Raw genomic sequence first — 22,233 nt, forward strand, 5'->3', positions numbered from 1 at the left:
TTGATTATTTTTTAATTTCTACGACCTCTATTCCTACCACCATACATCTCTCGCATTTCTTGAATTTTGTCTTTCATAATTTTATTGTACTCTTCTCGAGTTACAATATCACCTTTTTCAGGTTTATCAATGGCTTCTTTCTCTTGAGGGTTCATAACTATTTTTGTACATAGCATCACAGTTCTATCAGATTGAACTTCAAGAATTAAACCTGGTAAACCATGATAATCTGCAGGCCCAGCACTCACAGGAATTTGAGGTGTATACCATGCCGTTACTATGACAAACTTTGGCACCTCAACTTCATCAAAAGGATCATCAGATTTTGATGCAGTTGTATCTGCAGTTTCCTCACCTTCCTTCTTTTCTTCGTCTTTCTTAGGCTTTTTTCGACGCATGCTCATAAAATCCATCTCATCTACCTTTTTAGTAGTTGTGGCCTTAAAACATGTATACTGCCCTATTTGTTTGGTTTCACTACCCAGTTTCCATTCTAACGCTGGAAGAGAATCTTTAACCAAAAACGCTTTGCCAAAAAATTCTTGCTCTTGAAGAATCACATTTTCTTTTATGTTCTTGTATTGCGGTCCTCCAGTAAAGCTACTCATCATACCTCCCCATCGACTTCCTCCAGATCCTGGCGCTTCAAGTTTTTCTTCCTCTTTGTATGTAGACTCACTACGATTAAAATTTAACACATAAGTTTTCTCTAGCATACTTTTCATACGCTCGGCTATCATCTTTTTTTGCTGATCGCTCATTTGTCCTCCACCCCAACTACTCATATCTAGAGTGGTTTTTGTTTGATAAATAGCTTGTCCTTGAAAATCTTGCGCGTTTACATTAAGCGATAAAAATAATAATACTGCTACAACGCTAAGTCGTGATACTAGTGTTTTCATAATTGAGTAATAAATTAGTCTTGTTCATCAAATTTAAACAAGCATTAAACAAAATGCTATTTTTTACGATAACATTAACGTTCAAAAATACTTTAATTAAAGTACTAAGACTCAAAAAAACACCAAATGTTAAATCCCTAAAGGTTAAAATTTTCTTAAAGTATGGTCTTAACCTCCAATTCTTATCTCAATGTTTTCACCATCACCTCTTCCATTAGATCTAAAACGCTCTTCCATTTCCTTCATTTTCTTCTCCATGATTTTATCATAAGCCTCTTGCGTTACCTCTTTTCCTTTTTTAGGTTCCACAATATCAGATGCTTTCTTTGGGTTCAGAACAATTTTACTACAGATTACGGTTTCTGTGCCATCATTAACTTCAAGAATTAATCCAGGTAAACCATGATAATTACCAGGCCCTACACTCACAGGAATTTGAGGTGTATACCAAGCGGTAATTGTGATTTCTTTCATTTTTGGAGGTGCATTTTCATCTCTGCTCAAATCCTTATCTCCATTAAAACTTATACCGCTTTCAATGTCCTCAATCTCTCTGGTCATTGTAGCCTTAAAACATGTATACTCTCCAATATTTTTAGTCTCAGATCCCAAGGTCCATTTATGATTTTGTATAGAATCCTTGATTAAGAAGAGCTTACTAAAAGATTCATTTTGGTTAGTAAAGCGTTTTTCTTTAATGTTCTTATAAAGGACGTCAGATCCGCCAGAACCAATCATAACGACTTGCATTCCTTGTGGCTGTGGAGCTCCTAATGTTTCTTCTTCCTTGTATAGTGATTCTTCTTTATTAAATGATAAAATATAGGTTCTTTCGAATTGCTTTTTTAACATTTCCATCATTCGTTCTTGCATACCAGAATCTACTTGGGTACTATCTAATTTAATATCTATTTTACGTTTAGACTTATAAGTAGCCTCACCTTTAAATTCTTGAGCGTTAACTTTTGAAACAAGCAAAAGTGCCGATACAATAATTACTTTAATAATAACTTTCATTGGTTTTATTTATTTTTTGTTATAATATTCAATTGCAGCTTTCCTCATTTTTTTTACATTAGTTAAAAAACCGTCAATGTCTTTATTACTGCCATTAACTTTATAGGAGAACTTACTCTTTTTTCCGTTGGACATCGCTTTTCCATTACATGTAATTTCGAATGTAATATTTTCATCGCTTCCAACTTCTGCTAAAAGTTCTTTTACATCCTCTATCTTAAAAGTAGATTTAACTTCTTCGGCCGAATCAACAGTTACCGAAATACTCAAATCTGTTACCTTAATGTCATTAGATGTTACTTTTCCGTTTATACCATTTGATTGACTAAAACTAAATGCTGTAACTAAAAGCACTAAAATGGTTAATAGGTTTTTCATGTGTTTTATGTTTAATGATTAATATGACACAAATGTAACTGGCCTTTTTGTGTTTTTGAGTTAACCAGTGTTAACGAGTGTTAACCGATTAGTTTTTAACCATTTTAACATTTACTTTTGACCTATGAATGATTCGAAATACAGATATATTCTATATGTTATCGTTATTGTTATTATTGCTACCATTGGTATTCAAACCTATTGGAACTACAAAAATTACTTAACGAACAAACAACAACTTATAAACGATGTTCAGGTAAGTTTAGATAAGGCTGTTGATGACTATTATACTGCTTTAGCGACCAGAACCACTTTAGGGATTTCATTGGAGGGTGAGCATCAAAAAAATGCGTTTGGAGAAAATAGCGAGCTAGAAAAATTGCTAGAACAGATTGATGAAACTAATAAAGAGTTTACAAACTTAGATTCATTAGAGCTTAACCCAATTGAAGGATTTACCATCGTAAGAGGTCTCAAAGTAGACTCTATGATGAAAAAGGATAAAAGGGACAATCAACCATTATCTGAAAAAGCTTTTAAACGACGTATTGAATCCTTAAACAAAAATCCCGACAGCTTTAAAATTGATGTGTCTAACATTGAGATGTTAACATCAAAAATTGTCATCTCTATTAACAATGATTCTTTAGATTTAAAAGAGGTAGATAGCCTCCTAAAAGTAGATTTAATTCGAAAGAATATTGATATAAACTACACCCTCGATTATAAGGAGCATTTTAAAAGCACGTTAGACACATGCTGGATTGAGCGTTCAAAAAGTCATCTGGATGAATCTCATAACAAAGTCTTTTTAAGTTCTGTATCTAAATCTACTTTTTTACCTCTAGATAGTGTACTCTCTATTCAATATGAAAATACAACCTGGGCAGTTTTAAAACGTATTATTTCAGGCATAATAATTTCATCTCTTTTAGTGTTAGCAGTTATAAGCTGTTTATTTTATCTACTGAAAATAATTAAACATCAAAAGCAATTGGCCGAAGTAAAGAATGACCTTATTAGTAACATCACTCACGAATTTAAAACACCTATTGCTACAATTGGAGTAGCTTTAGAGAGCATTCAAAACTTTAATGTAATTGATAACAAAGATAAAACTAAGACCTATTTAGATATGTCTAGCACGCAATTATCTAAGTTAAACACGATGGTTGAAAAACTACTCGAGACCGCAACTTTAGACAGTGAAAATCTAGAACTCGATAAGGACAATTATAATATTTCCGAAGTATTGGAGGTGATTCTAGAAAAACATAAAATGCAAAACTCGAGTAAATTAATCACTACTAATATCTCCCCAAATATAACAGCTAACGTAGATATCTTTCATTTTGAAAACGCTATAAATAATGTCATTGATAATGCCTTTAAATATGGTGGTGATAACATTTTTGTAGATCTAAAAAAGACCGCATCTAACATTGACATTTCTATCGCTGATAATGGACAATCATTGTTAAAAGTGAACAAGGATAGAATTTTCGAAAAGTTTTATCGTGTTCCGAAGGGAAATACTCACGACGTAAAAGGCTTTGGAATTGGACTATATTATTCTAAAAAAATTATTGAAAAACATCAAGGGACAATTACTCTCGATCTCAACAATAAGCTAACCACTTTTAAAATAATACTACCTCATGCTTAAGACAACAATTTTACTGGCCGAAGACGAACCTGCTCTGGGACAAATTATCAAAGAAAGCCTAGAAACACGAGACTTCAATGTCTTGCTATGTAATGATGGTGAAAAGGCCTTAAAAACCTACCAAAACAACACACCCGAATTATTAGTTTTAGATGTTATGATGCCAAAAAAGGATGGTTTTACTTTAGCTAAGGAGGTTAGAGCTATTGATGACACGATTCCTATTATATTTTTAACAGCCAAGTCACAAACGCAGGACGTCGTTGAAGGATTTACTATTGGTGGAAACGATTATCTCAAAAAACCATTTAGTATGGAAGAGCTTATTGTGAGAATTAACAATTTACTCAATAGGTCTAAAATTCAAAAAACGTCAGAAGTCCTCACGATTGGAGCTTACACCTTTGATTTTCCTAAACAACAATTGTACTATGGCAACGATTCTGAACAGTTAACACATCGTGAATCCCATCTCTTATTTCATTTAATAAAAAATAAAAATCAAGTTTTAGATCGGTCAATTATACTCAATAAACTTTGGGGAAATGATGATTTCTTTTCTGCTCGAAGTATGGATGTATTTATCACTAAACTTCGTAAAAAACTCCAAAAAGACGAGCATATTCAAATTATTAATATTAGAGGATTTGGCTATAAACTTGTTTGCTAGAAAATAGATAGCTTGTTTCTTCGTTTAAATATCGAAAGGTTCAAAATAATGGATCAATTTTTGTATTTTTCACTTCTATATACAAGACATGGCATTTTTGAAATATCTTTTCTTTCTTTTCACATCTATTGCAATTGCACAGACTCAAATAGAAGTTATTGCTCTAGATTCTACAAATTTAAAAGCTAATAATGTCGTAGCAGTAGACAATTTTGAAACCATATATTATACTACAAATACAATTTTACATAAAAAACCAAAAGATAAGCCAGCTATAAATTACAGTAATGTTCAATTGGGAATTCCTACATCTGTTAATGCTTTTAATCCTTTAAAGATTAATATGTTTTATCAAGATTTTAATACTGTGGTTATATTAGATAATCGTTTAGCAGAAATTTTCAAAATCGACTTTAATACTATTCCAGCATATAAAAATGTATCACATGTATCAACAGGTTATGATAACACGCTTTGGATTTTTAATCAAGATATTCAGCAGTTAGAATTATATGATTATAAAAATGACAAGGTAAGAGTAACTACGATACCTGTACAATCTAATGTTATAGATCTCAAAAGTGATTATAATTACTGCTGGATGTTAACCGATAACTTCTTATATCAGTATACATACTTCGGAAGTCTAATTTCAAAAACAGAAAACAAAGGTTATACAGCCTTGGCTATTAATAACGAAAACATTATTCTTAAAACAGAAAACACGCTATTCTACAAATCAAAAAAGAGCCATGACATAATTCCGCTAAAAACACCCAAATTGTTAATAAATCAGTTTTTACTAACCAATGAAACCTTGTATATTTACGATCTTGAAAAACTTCATAAATACCAACTAAAAATCAAATAGATATGCACGTTGCAGTCGCAGGAAATATTGGTGCTGGTAAAACCACACTTACAAAATTACTAGCCAAACACTATAAATGGGAACCTCAATTAGAAGATGTAGTTGACAATCCTTACCTGGACGATTTTTATAACCAGATGGAACGCTGGAGTTTTAATCTACAAGTCTATTTTTTAAATAGTAGATTTCGTCAAGTGGCTCAAATTCGCAAAAGCGGGAAAGACATTATTCAGGATAGAACCATTTATGAAGACGCGCATATATTCGCACCTAACCTTCATGCCATGGGATTGATGACTAATCGTGATTTCGAAAATTACCGTTCACTTTTTGATCTTATGGAAGGTTTTGTTGAAGGACCAGATTTACTCATCTACCTAAGAAGTACAATTCCAAACTTGGTATCTCAAATTCATAAAAGAGGCCGAGACTATGAAAACTCAATCAGCATTGATTACCTGAGTCGCTTAAATGAACGCTATGAAGCTTGGATACATGGTTATAACAAAGGAAACTTATTAATTATTGACGTTGATAATCTGGATTTTGTTGCAAACCCTGAAGATTTAGGCGGTATCATTAATAAGATAGACGCTCAAATTAACGGATTATTTTAGAAGGTTCCTCTCAAGGTTTATCCTCCTGTTATTTTTATTACAATCATTAGTAGCGATACTTTTAAAGCTATAGATTAACTGTGCTTTATTGGCATTGTTGTAATTAGTCCTCTTTTTTTTCGTCCAAAGGTTGTAACTTACATAATCATAACAACCAATTAAATGAAATTAAATAATTAGCTCAATTGGGTTTTCTTAGTACTCAAGATATCATTGCAAATTTTAATATTTAAAAGCAACCAGGTGTCGTCTAAAGTAACTATTGAAAAAATTTAAAAAGCCCACAACTACCTAATTGGCTATATTTACTTTCTAACCAACTTTATCAATTTGAAAGCACTTACTAAATACTGGTTTCTAGAAGGCTTTAACCTTTTCAAAAAACTTGGAATGGTTAGTATGATGAAGATTTGCGAGATTCTTGAAATGGATAATATTGAAAAAGGGGATCCCATTAAATATTCCGAAAAGCACAAAGACAGTATTATCTTTTTAAAAAAGGGCAGTGTGAAAATTGTAGATTCAGTAACTAAATCAGTCAAATACATTGTAAAACGCGGACATATATTTGGAGAGTTAGCGCTCTATGATAAAGAAGCTGCCAAGTTAGAGGAAGCCTACGCTTTAGAGGATTGTATTATATGCTATATAGAATCTGAACAAATGGAAAACCTTATGGAAAAGCATAAATCACTCAAAAATGGTGTTCTCAAAATTTATGGTTTACGCATTCAAAAATTAGAAAGACGGCTAAGTGATTTACTCTATAAAGATAGCGCTACAAGAATTAAAGAGTTTATCTTAGAATACATTGAAGAGTTTGGAAAAAAAAACGACGAAGGCCAGCACATTGCTAATAATCTCCTATCTCATAAAGATATAGCTAACCTAACAAATACATCCAGACAAACTGTTAGTAATGTATTAAGCCAAATGAGAAAAAATGGTTTAATAAATTATGATATAAACTCAATTTCTATTAACAACAATCAAAATAATTATCACATATGAAAAAACCAGTTGTAATTGCTCAAATAAGTAACTTAAAAAACAAACAACCCGAACATGCTCTTGTCAATGGATTAGATTTAGTTGTTGTTAAATTTGATGACGACATTTCTGTACTTTATGGAAGATGTCTTCACAGAGGTGCGCTAATGTCTGATGGTCATGTGGATGGGGACAATTTGATTTGTGGTGTTCATGGTTGGGATTATAGAGTAGATTCTGGCGTTTCTGAATATAACAACAAAGAGGTACTCCATAAATTTTCGACTAAAATTGAGGGTGATAACTTAATGGTTGACGAATTTGAAATAGACGCGTATTTATTAAATAATCCACAACCCTTTAATCGCAATGAGTATCTAGGGGCCTATGCCGATACACATCCCGAAGACACCGAACCATATACTGGTTATATAAAAGAATTAGCTAAAAACGGACTTAAAAATATTGGTCATCATGGATTTTCGGCGTCTATGGGTGTTGATAGAAATACATTACCTAAATGGAATGACATTCAATTTTTACCTGCACAATTAGCAACACTTCCTCTATTAGATGAAGAAGAAGTCTCCACAAAAGTTGTTATTGGTCCAAACGCAAAAAAACCTCTAGAATTAGATATACCTCTTTTTGTAAGCGATATGAGTTTTGGAGCTTTATCGCGTGAAGCGAAAATAGCATTAAGCAAAGGTGCTGAACTAGCTGGCACTGGAATTTGTTCTGGAGAGGGTGGCATGTTACCTGAAGAACAGCAAGCTAATTCTAAGTACTTTTATGAGTTAGCTTCAGCTCAGTTTGGGTTCTCATGGGATAAGTTAGACCATGTTCAAGCCTTCCATTTCAAAGGTGGTCAAGGTGCTAAAACAGGAACTGGTGGCCATTTACCTGGAAGCAAAGTAAGTAAAGAAATCGCTAACGTTAGAGGACTACAGGAAGGAGAAACGGCCATTTCTCCAGCCGCAAACCCTAATTTTCGTACAGCAGAAGATTTTAAAGCCTTTGGAGATAAGGTAAGAGAACGTACAGGAGGAATCCCTATAGGATTTAAAATTGCAGCAAGTCATATCGAAAAAGACATTCAATTTGCCTTAGATGCTGGTGTAGACTATATTATTCTTGATGGTCGCGGTGGCGGAACCGGTTCTGCACCAACCATATTGCGCGACCATATTAATGTTCCAACAATTCCAGCCTTAGCAAGAGCTAGAAAGTACTTAGATAAAGTAGGCGCTACTGATATTACATTGGTAATTACGGGAGGTCTAAGAGTTGCCGAAGATTTCGCAAAAGCAATGATGCTTGGTGCCGACGCCATTGCCGTTTCTAATTCGGCTTTACAAGCTATTGGATGTTTAGGTATGCGGGCCTGCGGAACAAATAATTGCCCTGTTGGTATTGCCACTCAAAAAGAATCATTGAGAAGTAGAATTATTATTGATTCTTCTGCCAAGCAGTTATATAATTATTTTGATGCCACTAATAACCTCATTAAAGTTGTGGCAAGGTCTTGTGGTTATGATAATATTTCAAAATTTAACCATAATGATCTTTCAACATTCGATTTAGACATGCATAAACTTACTGGTATTAATTACGCTGGTGTAAACTTTTAATTTATGAAATCGACAATGCACTTAGCTGCGCAATATCTAGCAACTGCAGCAATTAGTTTTATTCCCAAAAAAGATGACGATAGCCATACCAATTTAGGATGGGTAAACCACGCTTTAGAAACGCATCCGTTTCCTAACGGAGATAAACTTGGTTTAAATTATGAGCATTTTTCCTTAGAATGGAAATACAGCAATGGAAACACTGAACATTTACTTTTAAATAATCTTAAACATAAAGAAATTGTTGAATGGATATCTCAGATGGCCGCTAAAAACGATTTGCGTAATTCGTATGCTTATAACTTACATTACGAACTTCCATACCCACCAATTTCTGAAACTACAAGTTTCGCAATCACAAACCAAAATGAACTAAACCATTTGATTAAAAATAGAGATCTGGCGCAATATGTCATTTCAAATGTACTGGAGGCTAATCATTACAAATCCCCCATTAGAATCTGGCCTCATCACTTTGATACTGGAGCATTTATTAATGTTACAGAAAAACGCTCTATCGGTCTAGGCATGGCTACTCCTGACACCATAATTAACGACTATTATTTTTATATAAGCGGCTATAATGGTCATCAACCTATTGATGTAACGATAACTAATAGTTCTACTAAAAAGACCTATTATAATGATGGATGGCAAGGGTTTGCAATGTCTATTAGTGAACTGGATAAATCATCGGCAATAGATTTTTGCCAAACAGCTATTAATACGTACATAAATTCTGAAAAATAATGTTTGAAATATTTGTTGGTATAATTGCTCTAGCAGCTTTTTTAAGTTACTTAAATGCAAAATTTTTAAAGCTTCCAGAAACAATTGGCGTGATGATTCTTTCTATAATTGTTTCACTCCTCTTTGCCGCTAGCTATTTTATCGACCATGCTTATTTCAATTATGTCACAGAGTTTGCAAGGCGCATTGATTTTAAAACCATTTTATTCGATTTTCTTCTTGGTATTTTGCTCTTCGCTGGAGCAATACATGTGAACCTAAAAGGGTTATTAAAAGAAAAAATCACTGTTTTTGTTTATGCCACCTTTGGTGTTATTATATCTACATTTATAATTGGAACAGTATTCTATTATGTTGCATCATCTATTGGATTAGACATAAGCTATTTATATAGCTTAGTTTTTGGTGCACTTATTTCTCCAACAGATCCTGTTGCTGTACTAGCGTTGCTAAAAAAAGCTGGAGCTCCAAAACATATGGAGATTAAAATCGTTGGAGAATCATTATTTAATGATGGCGTTGGTATTGTTGTATTTTTATCAGTACTTTCTTTGGCAACAATGATGCACGAGTTTGATGTATCACATATTGCCTCAGAGTTCGGCAAAGAAGCTGGAGGCGGTTTCTTAATGGGTTTTATATTGGGGCATTTAGGTAAACGCTGTATTAAAAGTGTTAATAAACAAGCGGTAATTGCAGTTCATATTTCCTTAGCCATTGTAATGGGCGGCTATGTGCTTTCCAACATGCTACATATATCAGGAGCTATTGCTATGGTTGTAGCAGGACTTATCATCGGACATAGCTTACATGCCAAAACTGTTTCCGAAGATTTAAAAAATCACTTAAACATCTTTTGGAAAGTTTTAGACGAAATCTTTAACGCTGTTTTATTCGTGCTTATTGGTATTGTAATGATTACATTAGAGTTTGACATATATCACTTATTACTCGGAATCATTTCTATTATTGTAGTGCTTCTAGCACGATATATTGCAATTATATTATTAAATCTATTCTTAAAAAAATCGCATAGAGCAAACAAAAGTGAGCGCATCATACTAACTTGGGCTGGACTTCGTGGTGGCATTTCTATAGCCCTAGCTTTATCACTTCCAGAAGGCGAAGTAAAAGATATTATTTTATATGCTACTTATGTGGTAGTGGTATTTTCAATTATTGCCCAAGGTCTAAGTATAGAAAAACTGGTTTCAAAATTATTAAAACGTAACTAATGGAAAAAAAAGTAGTTTGGCACAAAGTATTAAGTCATAAAAAAGAATTACCGGAAGGTCGTGTAAAAACAGTAACAGCTGCCCATAAAGGCATTTGTTTAACCCATTATAAAGGTAAATTTTCTGCCTTAGATAATCGTTGTCCACATCAAGGTGGTCCTTTAGGTGAAGGATCTATTGAAAATGGGATGTTGCGTTGCCCATGGCATGGTTGGGATTTTGACCCTTGTTCTGGTAAACCACCAGGAGGATTTGATGATGGTATTGACACCTTCCCAGTAAAAGAAGAAAATGATGCTATCTATGTTGGTTTAGAAGAAGAACCACCTCATGAAGCAACGGTCTCTGATATTATGGTCGAAACGATGGTAAATTGGGGTGTAAACAAAGTCTTTGGTATGGTTGGACATTCTAACCTCGGATTTGCTGATGCCATGAGGCGTCAAGAAGAAAAAGGACGACTTAATTTTTATGGCATTAGACATGAAGGTGCGGCTGCTTTTGCGGCTTCGGCCTATGGGAAGCTCACCGGAAAACCTGCCGCTTGTTTTTCTATTGCAGGTCCAGGTGCAACAAATATGTATACAGGACTTTGGGATGCCAAGGTAGATCGAGCACCAATTTTAGCGTTAACAGGACAAGTAAAAACTCAAGTCGTAGGCACTGGAAATTTTCAGGAAGTAGACCTCGTCCAAGGGTTTAATACTGTCGCCGAATTTAATCAACGTGTTCAAAGCGACAGTAGACATGCAGAACTCATGTCTTTAGCGGTGAAACATGCTATTTTAAAACGTGATGTTTCCCACTTAACATTTCCAGATGAAGTTCAAGAGAAAAAAGTAAATCCTAAATCTAAAGCAAAAGGCCCAAAAAATAGAATTACATCTCTTGAAATTGCGCCACCTAAAGAAGCTGTTAATGATGCTGTTAATTTGATAAAAAATGCAAAACGTCCTGTAATCATAATGGGACATGGCGCCAGAGCACATAAAAAGGCTGTTGTTAATTTTGCAGAAAGTTTAAATGCTGCAGTGGTAACAACATTTAAAGGAAAGGGTTTAATAGCAGACAATCATCCTCTTGGTTGTGGTGTTTTAGGACGAAGTGGTACACCTATTGCTTCGTGGTTTATGAATGAAGCCGATTTGCTAATTGTTTTTGGAGCCTCATTTTCTAATCATACTGGAATCACTCCTAAAAAACCAATTATCCAAATAGATTTTGATCCGTTAGCTTTAAGTAAGTTTCATCAAGTTGAAGTTGCGGTTTGGGGAGAAATCTCGAGAACCTTAGAGTTATTTAATTCTGAATTAAAAGGACATATTAACACTCACGATCAACGCCATGAAATCGTTGAACGTTGGGACATCTGGAAAGCCGAGAAACAAAAGCGTTTATTAGAAACCTCAGATGATGGCATTAGTTCAATTGCGGTATTTGAAACCATGAATAGACTCACACCAGAACATGCTGTAATGTGTGTTGATGTTGGTAATAACGCTTATTCTTTTGGTCGCTATTTTGAGCCTACAAACCAAGATTTTTTAATGTCAGGATATTTAGGTTCTATTGGATTTGCGCTGCCAGCAGCCATTGGCGCATGGGCTGCTGTAGGACAAACAAGACCAATAATTGCTGTTGCAGGAGATGGTGGCGTTTGCCAGTATTTAGCAGAAATAACAACGCTTGTAAAGTATAATATGCCTGTGAAGTTAATTGTTATCAATAACCATGAGCTTGGTAAAATTTCTAAAGAACAACGCGCTGGTGAATTTGATGTTTGGAAAACGTCGTTATCAAATCCAAATTTTGCTGAATTCGCGCAATCATGTGGTGCTTGGGGAAAAAGAGTTGAAAAACAAGAAGCGTTGGAGGACGCGATGCGAGAATTATATGCCCAACCTAAAGCTGGAGTTTTAGAAATCATTGCAGACGTTAACCTTATTTAATATGGAAATCATCATCAATATTTTTTTATTAATTCTATCTGTTTACTTTATTATAGGATTACTTTTTGGATTTTATTTTCTTTTTAGAGGCGCATCCAAAATAGATCCCTTAATGGAAAACACTAAAACAAAAGTTCGGTTTTTATTGTTTCCAGGTGTCGTCGTAACTTGGCCTTTTTTAATTGGTCGATTGTTTAAATCTAAAACTCCCTAGTTATGACTTCAGGATTAAGAAAAGCACATAAATTTATTTGGTTACTTCTCATCATAACAGTGCCAATAATTATGTTTTTTTCAGTTAAAGATTTAGAATTTTTCACTGATAAACAAGCTAAAGAAATGTCGTTCGAATTAGGTGATTATCGTATTGTAGCAACAGATGAAAACGAGGTATTAAAAGCCGCTATATTAAAAAATGAGGATTCTATTAAAATAGATATTGAAATTAAAACACCTTTAAAAGCATCTTCAGCCGAAGTTTATGAGCTTAATCAAAATAAAGAGAAAGGTCGCTTTTTAGGGCCAATGAGTAAAGCTAAAACCTATAGTTTTTATCTAAATAATGATGCCACTGGCATTTTAGTATTCGACACTTTAAAAGGCACGGAAATCACAAAACTTATATTCTAATGGGACTTGATTATCAATTAGTACTTTGGAATAAGTACAAGAAAGCATATGACAAAATAATTATAATAAGCATGCTTCTTTATATTATTTTGTTTGCTGCCATAACTCTAATTTTTAACTCTGAAACAACCATAGAAACCTTAGTGATTCGTGCCTTCGGGTCTCTCGCTATTATTATGCTCAACATCATTTTAATTATTGGTCCGTTGGCAAGATTGAATTCTAATTTTCTTCCTATACTATATAACCGAAGACATCTAGGCGTTAGTATGTTTATTGCAGCATTTATTCATGGTGGTTTTTCAATATTTCAGTTTCATGCTCTGGGTGATGTGAATCCCATCTATTCCATATTCACTTCCAATATGGATTATAATTCTCTAACCAATTTTCCGTTCCAAGTTTTAGGTTTTATTGCCTTGCTTATTCTATTTGCGATGGCATCAACTAGCCATGATTTTTTCCTTGGAAACCTATCAGCGAAAGTCTGGAAAAGACTACACATGATGGTGTATTTTGCTTATGCTTTAATTATAGCTCACATGTTTTTGGGTGCCTTTCAACAAGAAACATCTCCACTTACTATTGGTATTATGACAATAGGCTTCTTTACAGTGGCGAGTCTTCATTTGATTACAGCATTTAAAGAGCAAAAAATTGACTCTATGAAAATGGAAGAACAAGAAGGATGGTTAAAAGTTTGTACTATTTCAGAAATAGAAGAGGATCGTGCCAAAATCTTTACTGTTAAAAACCAACGTGTAGCTGTGTTCAAATACAATGGCAAACTCTCTGCAATTCATAATGTATGTAAACACCAAGGTGGTCCATTAGGCGAAGGTAAGATTATTGACGGTTGCATTACTTGCCCTTGGCATGGATATCAATATTTACCAAGTAATGGTCAATCACCTCCTCCTTTTACAGAAAAGGTTGCCACTTATCAGTTAAAACTTGAAGGCGATATGATTTATATTAACCCAGAAGCTTTTGATGAAGGTACGGAAGTTGAACCCTGTAATTATTAAGAAAATGAAAAAAAATGACGAATTCTACGTGCCCTATATAGAGGGGAGTTTAGGAGTGAAAACGAAGCAATCATTAAAGCGTTTCGTTCTTTCTGCTGTTGGGCTTATCATTATAACTGCATTAGTATTTAGTTTTTCTCAGAATCAATTTAAAAATGCGACTTTCGAATTACTAAGCGAGACAAAAATAACAGGAACGTTTCATGAAAGCCCATACCCTATGTTACGCGTTCACGTTGCAAAAGACACGTATAAGAACATCCTCCTTCTTGGTTTCGGAAAGTTTAGTGCTAATCCGTATTTAGAAAAACTGCAACATGAGATTCCAGATTTAAACGGAAAGACATTAACCATTGAAGGTAATTTGATTTATTATAATGGAAAAACATTAATTCAAATCACAAATGATGAAAAAGTGAGTTTAACGAAAAACACTAATACTAAACTACCCGAAAAGACAACTATAAGTGAAATGACCTTACAAGGTGAAATCATAGATCCGAAATGTTATTTTGGTGTCATGAAGCCAGGAAAGGGTAAAATTCACAGAAGTTGTGCTGTACGTTGTATTTCTGGTGGTATTCCTCCTGTCTTAGCAACTAACGACGATAATAATATAGCAACCTATTATTTGCTAACAGATCTCAATGGTAATGCAATAAATCAGGACATACTTCCTTTTATTGGGAAGCCTTCGGAAATTACTGGAACTATTGAGAAAATGGAAGACTGGTATCTACTAAAAATAAGTCCAGAGCATATAAACGTAAAAAGTGAAGTTTCAAATATTTACTAGACTTACGATGCTATAAATCCATGCTTTTTTGCATGCTCAATAGCCTGAGCACTACTTTCTACTAGCAAGACAGGTGTTTGATTGTAATTCTCAAAAAGTCCTCTTACACGCATCATTTTCTTTTTGTGTTTTACACTTCGTAAATAAATGGCACTAACTTGATCTGGATACGTTTTGGCAATATCTATATAGATATCTGCATCGCGTTCGCCACTGTCTCCAATTAAAATAAATTGTAGTGTTGGATACGTTTTTAAAATATTTATGATCTCAATTTGTTTCTGCGGTTGATCTCCAGATTTCTTTTTAAAAATATCCTTAAAACTCCTTAATAGTATAGGACCTTTAGGAAATGTATGCTGTCTTAAAAAAAACTCTAGATAACGATATAAATTCCATGGACTATGACTTACATAAAAAATAGGATTTGCATTATGACCAGATTGTCCTCTATGTAACTTAAAGTAAAATTCGGCAGCGCCCTCAAGGGGGATTCTATTTCCTGCATTTTTAAAAATACTATTTAGTAACACCTTCCATTTTAATGTTGATACAACACCAGTATGAATAATAGTATCGTCAATATCACTAATAACACCGTAATCTGCCTTGGCCGATGGAATTAACAACTCTCCAATAAAACAGTTAGAGTTTTGGATACTCCTTTTGATATTTACATTATTATAGGCCACTTCAAAATTGAGCCAACCATCGTCATCAGCTAAATTCGTCAAGCCCTCTACATTTTCATCAACCTTAAAATAGCCATGATCGTCAGTAGTAGTTTTCAGGATTGTACCGTTTGGAAGTGTTATTTTAAGTTCGGTATGTTTAATTTCGTCTGTTTCAAAACGTTTCCATGAATTAATAAATAAACCAAACAACCCTTTCTGTTCTAAGTTAATGGTTTCATCTTCTAAGGCACGTCCGCGCATATAAAAATGGTTATCTGTACCATAACTTTGAAATGTAATAATTTGTAAAGGGTCTTTTTTAAACACTAATTGAGACATTAGAGGTTCAAGATACTAAAATCATAAAAAACTAAGGTAGTTTTAGTGGGTGTTATTGAGAACTGATTTAATAAATAACTCAATATCAGACTTCATCACGGAAAGTTCGTCCATGAGTATGCCATGTCGGTGTTTTAAGAGCTTAGATACAACCTCTAATTGGTTTTCTTGATGTGTATCGGGTGTTAGCTTACAAAGTGCTAGATCATGTTCTAATTGTCCTTTTTCATGATCCAATTGATAAATCTTATTAACGATGTTATTGCACTGTTTTTTGAACCTTAATATTTGTTGTGCTTTCTTTGGCAACTGCTGTGCTAAATCGTCTATTACCTTGGCAAAGTTTTGATTGACGCTAGAATGTGCACACCCCAAGCGCTGTTTTCTTAGTTTAGCATCACACAGGTTCACACGATCAAAAAAGTACTCATTAGCTGTTTTTCGATACACAGGTTTTCTATTGGCATTAAAAACAACGCGCTCATGATGCATGTTACATTTAATAACTTGGAACTCTTGAATTTTTTTAAGCAGATGAGTTATATGATGTGCAGTGTTCATTGGTCTCATAAAATTACACGAATCTCTAGACATAGAATTAGGTAAAAACACCTGATTTTTATGCATAAAAAAAGCCACGATAAACGTGGCTCTTTTTTATATAATTGAACAGTTGTTATTCTTTTATCACTCTTTTAGTGTCTTCCTTAACTGTTTCAACACTAGCTTCAGAGGCTTTCATATCAGCTTCAACTTCAGATGTTGTTTCTTCTTTAGCGTTTTCTATTTCAGTATATGTAAGTGTTGTTTGTGCTAATTCTTTCGACACATCGATAGTTCTTTCATTAACAGCTTCTATCTCGCTATCAACTAATACTGATTCAGACGTATGCCCACCTAAAATTGGTGCAATAACTAATCCTATTAAACAAGTTAATTTGATTAAGATATTCATTGAAGGTCCAGAAGTATCTTTAAATGGATCTCCAACTGTATCACCAGTTACAGCAGCTTTATGAGCATCTGATCCTTTGAAGGTCATTTCACCATTAATTTCAACACCAGCTTCAAATGATTTCTTTGCATTATCCCAAGCACCACCAGCATTATTTTGAAAGATAGCCCATAATACACCAGAAACTGTAACACCAGCCATATAACCACCTAACATTTCGGCAATAGCCAAGTGATCCATACCAAATAACATTGGAATGAACGCAATAGCTAGAGGAAATCCAATAGTTAACAATCCAGGTAACATCATTTCTTTTAAAGAAGCCTGTGTAGAGATTGCTACACATTTATCGTATTCTGGTTTCCCAGTACCTTCCATAATTCCAGGAATTTCTTTAAATTGACGACGTACTTCTTGTACCATTTCCATCGCAGCTTTACCCACAGCATTCATTGCTAATGCAGAAAATACTACTGGCACCATTCCTCCAACGAATAACATCGCTAAGACTGGCGCTTTAAAAATATTAATTCCGTCAATTCCAGTAAACGTTACATAAGCTGCAAATAAAGCTAATGACGTTAAAGCGGCAGAGGCAATAGCAAATCCTTTTCCTGTTGCAGCTGTTGTATTACCAACAGAGTCTAAAATATCGGTACGTTCTCTTACGATTGGTTCTTGCTCGCTCATTTCAGCAATACCACCTGCATTATCAGAAATTGGCCCGAAAGCGTCAATTGCCAATTGCATCGCTGTAGTAGCCATCATTGCTGAAGCAGCTAATGCAACACCATAGAATCCTGCAAATGCATAAGACGCCCAAATAGCACCAGCAAATAATAATACTGAAGGGAATGTAGAAATCATACCTGTTGCTAGACCTGCTATAATATTAGTTCCTGCTCCTGTACTTGACTGTTGTACAATTTTTAAGATTGGCTTTTTACCCAATCCAGTATAGAATTCTGTTACAGATGAAATTACAGCACCAACAAATAAACCAACAAGCGTTGCATAGAATACGCGCATACTAGAAATCTCTTGTAAACCTTCACCAAAGAACTCCATTTTCATAGTTTCTGGAAGCATGTAGTAGCATAATCCAAAACAAGAAACAGCCACAAGAATAATAGATGTCCAGTTGCCAACATTTAAGGCACCCATAACCTGAGCTTCTTTAGCGTCGTTAGATTTGATTTTCACCAACATAGTTCCTATGATAGAAATAATAATTCCTGCACCTGCAATTGCCATTGGCAATAAGATTGGTCCAATACCACCAAATCCAAGATCTACAATATCTCCACCCATATCTTTAATCACATAGTTACCAAGAACCATCGCAGCCAATACTGTTGCAACATAAGATCCAAATAAATCGGCTCCCATACCTGCTACATCACCTACATTATCACCTACGTTATCTGCAATCGTTGCAGGGTTACGAGGATCATCTTCAGGAATACCTGCTTCAACTTTACCAACTAAATCGGCTCCTACATCGGCAGCTTTTGTATAAATACCTCCACCTACACGAGCAAATAAGGCAATAGATTCAGCCCCAAGAGAAAAACCTGCTAAGGTTTCTAACACGATAGTCATGTCCATAGTATTGGTCCATTCTCCACCCATAAAATAGTAGAAGAATGCAATAAAAAATGCTGTTAAACCTAAAACTGCTAATCCAGCTACACCAAGCCCCATTACCGTTCCACCTCCAAAAGAAATCTTAAGTGCGTTTGGTAAACTTGTACGTGCTGCTTGCGTAGTTCTTACGTTTGTTTTCGTTGCAATTTTCATTCCAATGTTTCCAGCGAAAGCAGAAAAAACAGCTCCAAAAATAAAGGCAACAACGATAAGAATATGTGTTGTTGGCACTACAAAAGAGACTACAGCAAGTAAAATACTTACGATAACTACAAAAATAGCGAGTAGTCTATACTCTGCATTTAAAAATGCTAATGCACCTTCGTAGATATGATCTGAAATTTCTTTCATTTTACCATCTCCAGCGTCTTGTTTCATAACCCAAGATTGTTTTACAATCATGTAAATTAATCCTATAAGCGCCAAAGCTATTGGCATGTAAATCATCAGTGATTCCATATTATAATTTTATTTTGATTTGTTATTTAGCTGGGCAAAAGTAGTGAAAACCATTAAAACTAAAAAACCCTTTGTTTTTATTACAAAGGGTTTCTCACTTAAATCAAATGTATTAACTAAATGGTAAAGTCACCATTTGTTTTGTGCTCGCTATTCTCATATCTATCTACACATTTATTTAAAATGTCATATGCTTCTTTGGCATCTCCCCATCCGCCAACATCTACTTTCTTTTTTTCTAAGTCTTTATACACTTGAAAGAAGTGTGTGATTTCTTTTTTTCTATGCGGATTTAAATCGGTAATGTCATTATAACTATTCCAAATTGGATCTGTTACTGGCACACAAATTAATTTTTCATCTGGTCCTTTTTCATCGGCCATATGAAACACCCCAATGGGTTTAACTTCCATCACACACATTGGAAAAGTAGGTTCTGTACCCATCACTAATACATCCAAAGGATCTCCATCTAAGGCCAGTGTTTTTGGGATAAATCCATAATCACCAGGATACATCATTGATGAAAATAACATACGATCAAAACGTATTTTGTTAAGTTCAAAATCATATTCATATTTGTTACGGCTTCCTTTTGGGATTTCTATTAGTACATCAAAGGTCTGTTTTCCTGTTGCTGTCATATCTTCTTATATTTTTGTGCCTATTACTGAGGCTTCTTATTCTTTTTTCGGGCTGCAAAGATAATGTATTGTTTGGGTTTAGCAATTAAAATATAGCGTCTATTCCAAACTTTTAAAATTTTTATAAATAAAAATGCAATAGAATAAAAAAATGTCGTCTTTTATATTGAAGAGCCTTCTTAAAAAGGTATAATAACATTGGAATCAGAAAACAGTAAAAAGCTAAAAGATTTTTTCGGAAGAGAATATCAATCTCTCAAGATTTACGTGAACGCTAAAATAAGTGACACCACAAATCGTGATGCAGAAGATATTATTCAAGATGTCGCTCTAAAATTATTTTCTGGAGCTGATAGATATGCTCCAATAAATAACGTAGCTGGTTTTGTTTATAGATCAATAAGAAACAAGATTGTTGATATTATGAGATCCGGAAAAAAAACAGAACCTATTGATACAGATAGTCCTCTTGTAGATATATCTGACACATTGCAGCAATCTAATGAAAATTACATGTCAGAAGAAATGTCCTCTGTATTAAAAACCTGTATAGAAACACTTAAACCAGCCTATAGAGATATTATTCTGGCTGTTGATTTCGAAGGATATTCATACAGTGAAATTTCGAAAGAAACGGGAATCCCAGAAGGCACTTTAATGTCGAGAAGACATAGAGCCATAGGCATATTATATAAAAAAATTGAAATAGAAATAAACAAACATAAAACTAATAAATCATGACAAATTTTTTCACTCATAAATTCAGAAAAAAGTCTCCTATAGAAATAGCGGGAATGATTATCTTCGGTATAATTGCCATAACAGGACTAGCCATTTTATTTGGCTTTGTTATTATGTGGCTATGGAATTGGCTAATGCCATTAATTTTTGGACTTCCTTTGTTAACGTATTGGCAAGCGGTTGGCCTATTTATACTACTCAAACTCCTTCTTGGAGGATGTGGCGGCGGAGGCGGTAAAAAGTCGTCAAAAAGATCACAAAACGAATGCAAAGATAATTCTAAAACAGATTTTTCTAAATGGAAATATTACGATAAGTTCTGGAAAGAGGAAGGTGATGCCTATTACAAACGGTACATAGAGCGTCAAACAAGTCAAGACGAAGGACATAATTCTACACAATCAGATTCTGAATTAAATTAAACACATTATGGAAGTATTAATTTTTCAAACAGACATCGAAACCAAAACAAAAGTCAAATCCATAAGGTCGTCATTCAATAATCATTCGGGCATCCTAAAATGGTCCATAGACATTGAAGACATTGACAACGTTCTTAGAATTGAAGCAGTATCACATTCTTTACAAAATGACATTATAAATCTGGCAAACACAAGAGGTTTTAACATTAAATTACTGCCCGATTAAACATCCTCTAATCTTAATATGCAATTAAGCAATCCCTTGTTCTGGTACAAAAGATTGCTTTTTTGTTTACGTTAGAATTCTAAATCTTCATATTTATGTAACATAAAAGAGAAAACTGTGATATTTCTTGTAGTGATTGTTTATCTAGAGGTTCGTGAATTTAAAAATGACTGATGTTTTGAGATTTATTAAGTGAACTTTAAAAATATTTTTTTTAGCAAAAAATATTAACTATATTATTTTCAGCAGTCTACAACCTTTAACTCTAACGCTTATGTCTTTTAAATTAATCAAGTATTCTTTTTTAATAATTCTATTTTCAAGTTGCTCAGGTGTTTTTACAGAACGCTTATTATTAACCGATATCAATAGTGATAATGCGAACATATCAACTCAGTACTGGGTTGGTTATGATAGCGATACAAATAAAGCTGAGTCGTGCTATTATTTTGAAAATGCAGGTTATTTCAGCAAAAGTAAAATTTGGGTTTGTGAAGTGAACGCTAAAGGTAAAGTCTATCTTCGGTTAAAAGAAACTAAAATAGAAAACAGGTTTATAGCACAGACAACAATGTGGACTGATGATGGTCAATCAATTACTTCTTTATCTATTTTAATTAAAAAATCTTCTGATGAGTATCACTCATATTTGCTCTCGGATAACGGTTATAAAATTGCCGAAAACAGTGCAAAACTTAAAAATTTGAAGGATCACTATTCAGTAAAAATCTCAAAAAGTGAAAACACATTAACCTTTGATAGTGAAGCCGTCGATTTGTACTCTGATGATATCATTTCATTTTTGGAATCCTTAAATCTTAATATAGAATTAAAAAAAGTGGCAATTTTTAAAGCTACTGATAAAGAATTTTATGATAAAACGTTAAAAAAAATAAACGCCCCTAGAAAATAACTACGTCTTTAGCAGCTATTTGTGCAAAACATTAACTCCAATCAACGGTTTTCTTATTTTGCTTACATTTGAATGCCAAACAA

The 22,233-nt window shown here is 33.9% G+C and carries 24 protein-coding genes; 17 read left to right on the top strand and 7 right to left on the bottom strand.

Features of this window, described 5'->3' with window-relative positions:
- Positions 1-11 precede the first annotated feature (11 nt).
- The 3 genes from Q0787_RS00695 to Q0787_RS00705 all read right to left on the bottom strand — a co-directional run bounded on the left by Q0787_RS00695 (position 12) and on the right by Q0787_RS00705 (position 2,297).
- The gene (locus Q0787_RS00695; protein WP_298900266.1) at positions 12-902 is read right to left on the bottom strand and encodes a GLPGLI family protein; all 891 of its coding nucleotides are present in this window, start codon (positions 900-902) and stop codon (positions 12-14) included.
- A 168-nt stretch (positions 903-1,070) separates the two neighbouring features.
- Entirely contained in the window at positions 1,071-1,919 is an 849-nt protein-coding gene (locus tag Q0787_RS00700; protein WP_298900268.1) for a GLPGLI family protein, read from the bottom strand.
- Between the two features lie 9 nt (positions 1,920-1,928).
- Positions 1,929-2,297, bottom strand: a complete 369-nt coding sequence (locus Q0787_RS00705) for a hypothetical protein (RefSeq protein WP_298900269.1) — start codon at positions 2,295-2,297, stop codon at positions 1,929-1,931.
- A gap of 124 nt (positions 2,298-2,421) precedes the next feature.
- Here Q0787_RS00705 and Q0787_RS00710 point away from each other — a divergent pair, with 124 nt between their 5' ends.
- The 13 genes from Q0787_RS00710 to Q0787_RS00770 all read left to right on the top strand — a co-directional run bounded on the left by Q0787_RS00710 (position 2,422) and on the right by Q0787_RS00770 (position 15,130).
- On the top strand, positions 2,422-3,963 hold the full coding sequence (locus Q0787_RS00710) for a sensor histidine kinase KdpD (protein WP_298900270.1): 1,542 nt from the start codon (positions 2,422-2,424) through the stop codon (positions 3,961-3,963).
- Positions 3,956-4,633: a response regulator transcription factor gene (locus Q0787_RS00715; protein ID WP_298900271.1), complete on the top strand. Its 678-nt coding sequence runs from the start codon at positions 3,956-3,958 to the stop codon at positions 4,631-4,633. Before Q0787_RS00710 ends, Q0787_RS00715 begins: the two co-directional genes overlap by 8 nt.
- 88 nt (positions 4,634-4,721) lie before the next feature.
- Positions 4,722-5,504 (top strand): hypothetical protein, encoded by a 783-nt coding sequence (locus Q0787_RS00720; RefSeq protein ID WP_298900272.1) that lies wholly within the window; start codon positions 4,722-4,724, stop codon positions 5,502-5,504.
- Positions 5,505-5,506: 2 nt separating this feature from the next.
- Entirely contained in the window at positions 5,507-6,121 is a 615-nt protein-coding gene (locus tag Q0787_RS00725; protein ID WP_230937068.1) for a deoxynucleoside kinase, read from the top strand.
- Between the two features lie 330 nt (positions 6,122-6,451).
- Positions 6,452-7,132: a Crp/Fnr family transcriptional regulator gene (locus Q0787_RS00730; protein WP_298900273.1), complete on the top strand. Its 681-nt coding sequence runs from the start codon at positions 6,452-6,454 to the stop codon at positions 7,130-7,132.
- Entirely contained in the window at positions 7,129-8,742 is a 1,614-nt protein-coding gene (locus Q0787_RS00735) for a glutamate synthase-related protein (protein ID WP_298900274.1), read from the top strand. The genes Q0787_RS00730 and Q0787_RS00735 overlap by 4 nt, the downstream gene beginning before the upstream one ends.
- A 3-nt stretch (positions 8,743-8,745) precedes the next feature.
- Entirely contained in the window at positions 8,746-9,492 is a 747-nt protein-coding gene (locus Q0787_RS00740) for a hypothetical protein (protein WP_298900275.1), read from the top strand.
- Positions 9,492-10,727: a sodium:proton antiporter gene (locus Q0787_RS00745; RefSeq protein WP_298900276.1), complete on the top strand. Its 1,236-nt coding sequence runs from the start codon at positions 9,492-9,494 to the stop codon at positions 10,725-10,727. The genes Q0787_RS00740 and Q0787_RS00745 overlap by 1 nt, the downstream gene beginning before the upstream one ends.
- On the top strand, positions 10,727-12,676 hold the full coding sequence (locus tag Q0787_RS00750; protein WP_298900277.1) for a thiamine pyrophosphate-binding protein: 1,950 nt from the start codon (positions 10,727-10,729) through the stop codon (positions 12,674-12,676). The genes Q0787_RS00745 and Q0787_RS00750 overlap by 1 nt, the downstream gene beginning before the upstream one ends.
- A gap of 1 nt (position 12,677) precedes the next feature.
- Positions 12,678-12,890, top strand: coding sequence for a hypothetical protein (locus tag Q0787_RS00755; RefSeq protein WP_298900278.1), 213 nt, complete (start codon positions 12,678-12,680; stop codon positions 12,888-12,890).
- A gap of 2 nt (positions 12,891-12,892) precedes the next feature.
- Positions 12,893-13,306, top strand: a complete 414-nt coding sequence (locus Q0787_RS00760) for a hypothetical protein (protein ID WP_298900279.1) — start codon at positions 12,893-12,895, stop codon at positions 13,304-13,306.
- Positions 13,306-14,334 carry a Rieske 2Fe-2S domain-containing protein gene (locus tag Q0787_RS00765; protein ID WP_298900280.1) on the top strand — a complete coding sequence of 343 codons (1,029 nt, stop codon included), beginning with the start codon at positions 13,306-13,308 and terminating at the stop codon, positions 14,332-14,334. The genes Q0787_RS00760 and Q0787_RS00765 overlap by 1 nt, the downstream gene beginning before the upstream one ends.
- Before the next feature lie 4 nt (positions 14,335-14,338).
- Complete coding sequence (locus Q0787_RS00770; RefSeq protein WP_298900281.1) at positions 14,339-15,130, top strand: hypothetical protein; 792 nt, start codon at positions 14,339-14,341, stop codon at positions 15,128-15,130.
- A 2-nt stretch (positions 15,131-15,132) separates the two neighbouring features.
- Here the strand turns inward: Q0787_RS00770 and Q0787_RS00775 are convergent, their stop codons facing one another.
- From Q0787_RS00775 to Q0787_RS00790, 4 genes are all read right to left on the bottom strand, one after another.
- Positions 15,133-16,143: an App1 family protein gene (locus tag Q0787_RS00775; RefSeq protein ID WP_298900282.1), complete on the bottom strand. Its 1,011-nt coding sequence runs from the start codon at positions 16,141-16,143 to the stop codon at positions 15,133-15,135.
- A 42-nt stretch (positions 16,144-16,185) separates the two neighbouring features.
- A complete protein-coding gene (locus Q0787_RS00780; RefSeq protein WP_298900283.1) occupies positions 16,186-16,737 on the bottom strand; it encodes a hypothetical protein in 552 nt (183 codons plus the stop codon).
- A gap of 82 nt (positions 16,738-16,819) precedes the next feature.
- Positions 16,820-19,204: a sodium-translocating pyrophosphatase gene (locus Q0787_RS00785; RefSeq protein ID WP_298900284.1), complete on the bottom strand. Its 2,385-nt coding sequence runs from the start codon at positions 19,202-19,204 to the stop codon at positions 16,820-16,822.
- Positions 19,205-19,320: 116 nt separating this feature from the next.
- On the bottom strand, positions 19,321-19,848 hold the full coding sequence (locus tag Q0787_RS00790) for an inorganic diphosphatase (protein ID WP_298900285.1): 528 nt from the start codon (positions 19,846-19,848) through the stop codon (positions 19,321-19,323).
- Between the two features lie 198 nt (positions 19,849-20,046).
- On the opposite strand from Q0787_RS00790, the gene Q0787_RS00795 reads away from it, so the two are divergent.
- From Q0787_RS00795 to Q0787_RS00810, 4 genes are all read left to right on the top strand, one after another.
- The gene (locus Q0787_RS00795; protein WP_298900286.1) at positions 20,047-20,589 is read left to right on the top strand and encodes an RNA polymerase sigma factor; all 543 of its coding nucleotides are present in this window, start codon (positions 20,047-20,049) and stop codon (positions 20,587-20,589) included.
- On the top strand, positions 20,586-21,011 hold the full coding sequence (locus Q0787_RS00800) for a hypothetical protein (protein WP_298900287.1): 426 nt from the start codon (positions 20,586-20,588) through the stop codon (positions 21,009-21,011). The genes Q0787_RS00795 and Q0787_RS00800 overlap by 4 nt, the downstream gene beginning before the upstream one ends.
- Positions 21,012-21,018: 7 nt before the next feature.
- Complete coding sequence (locus tag Q0787_RS00805; protein WP_298900288.1) at positions 21,019-21,237, top strand: hypothetical protein; 219 nt, start codon at positions 21,019-21,021, stop codon at positions 21,235-21,237.
- Positions 21,238-21,511: 274 nt separating this feature from the next.
- On the top strand, positions 21,512-22,150 hold the full coding sequence (locus Q0787_RS00810; protein ID WP_298900289.1) for a hypothetical protein: 639 nt from the start codon (positions 21,512-21,514) through the stop codon (positions 22,148-22,150).
- Positions 22,151-22,233: the final 83 nt, after the last annotated feature.

Source organism: uncultured Psychroserpens sp. (assembly GCF_947492715.1).
Taxonomy (GTDB): Bacteria; Bacteroidota; Bacteroidia; order Flavobacteriales; family Flavobacteriaceae; genus Psychroserpens.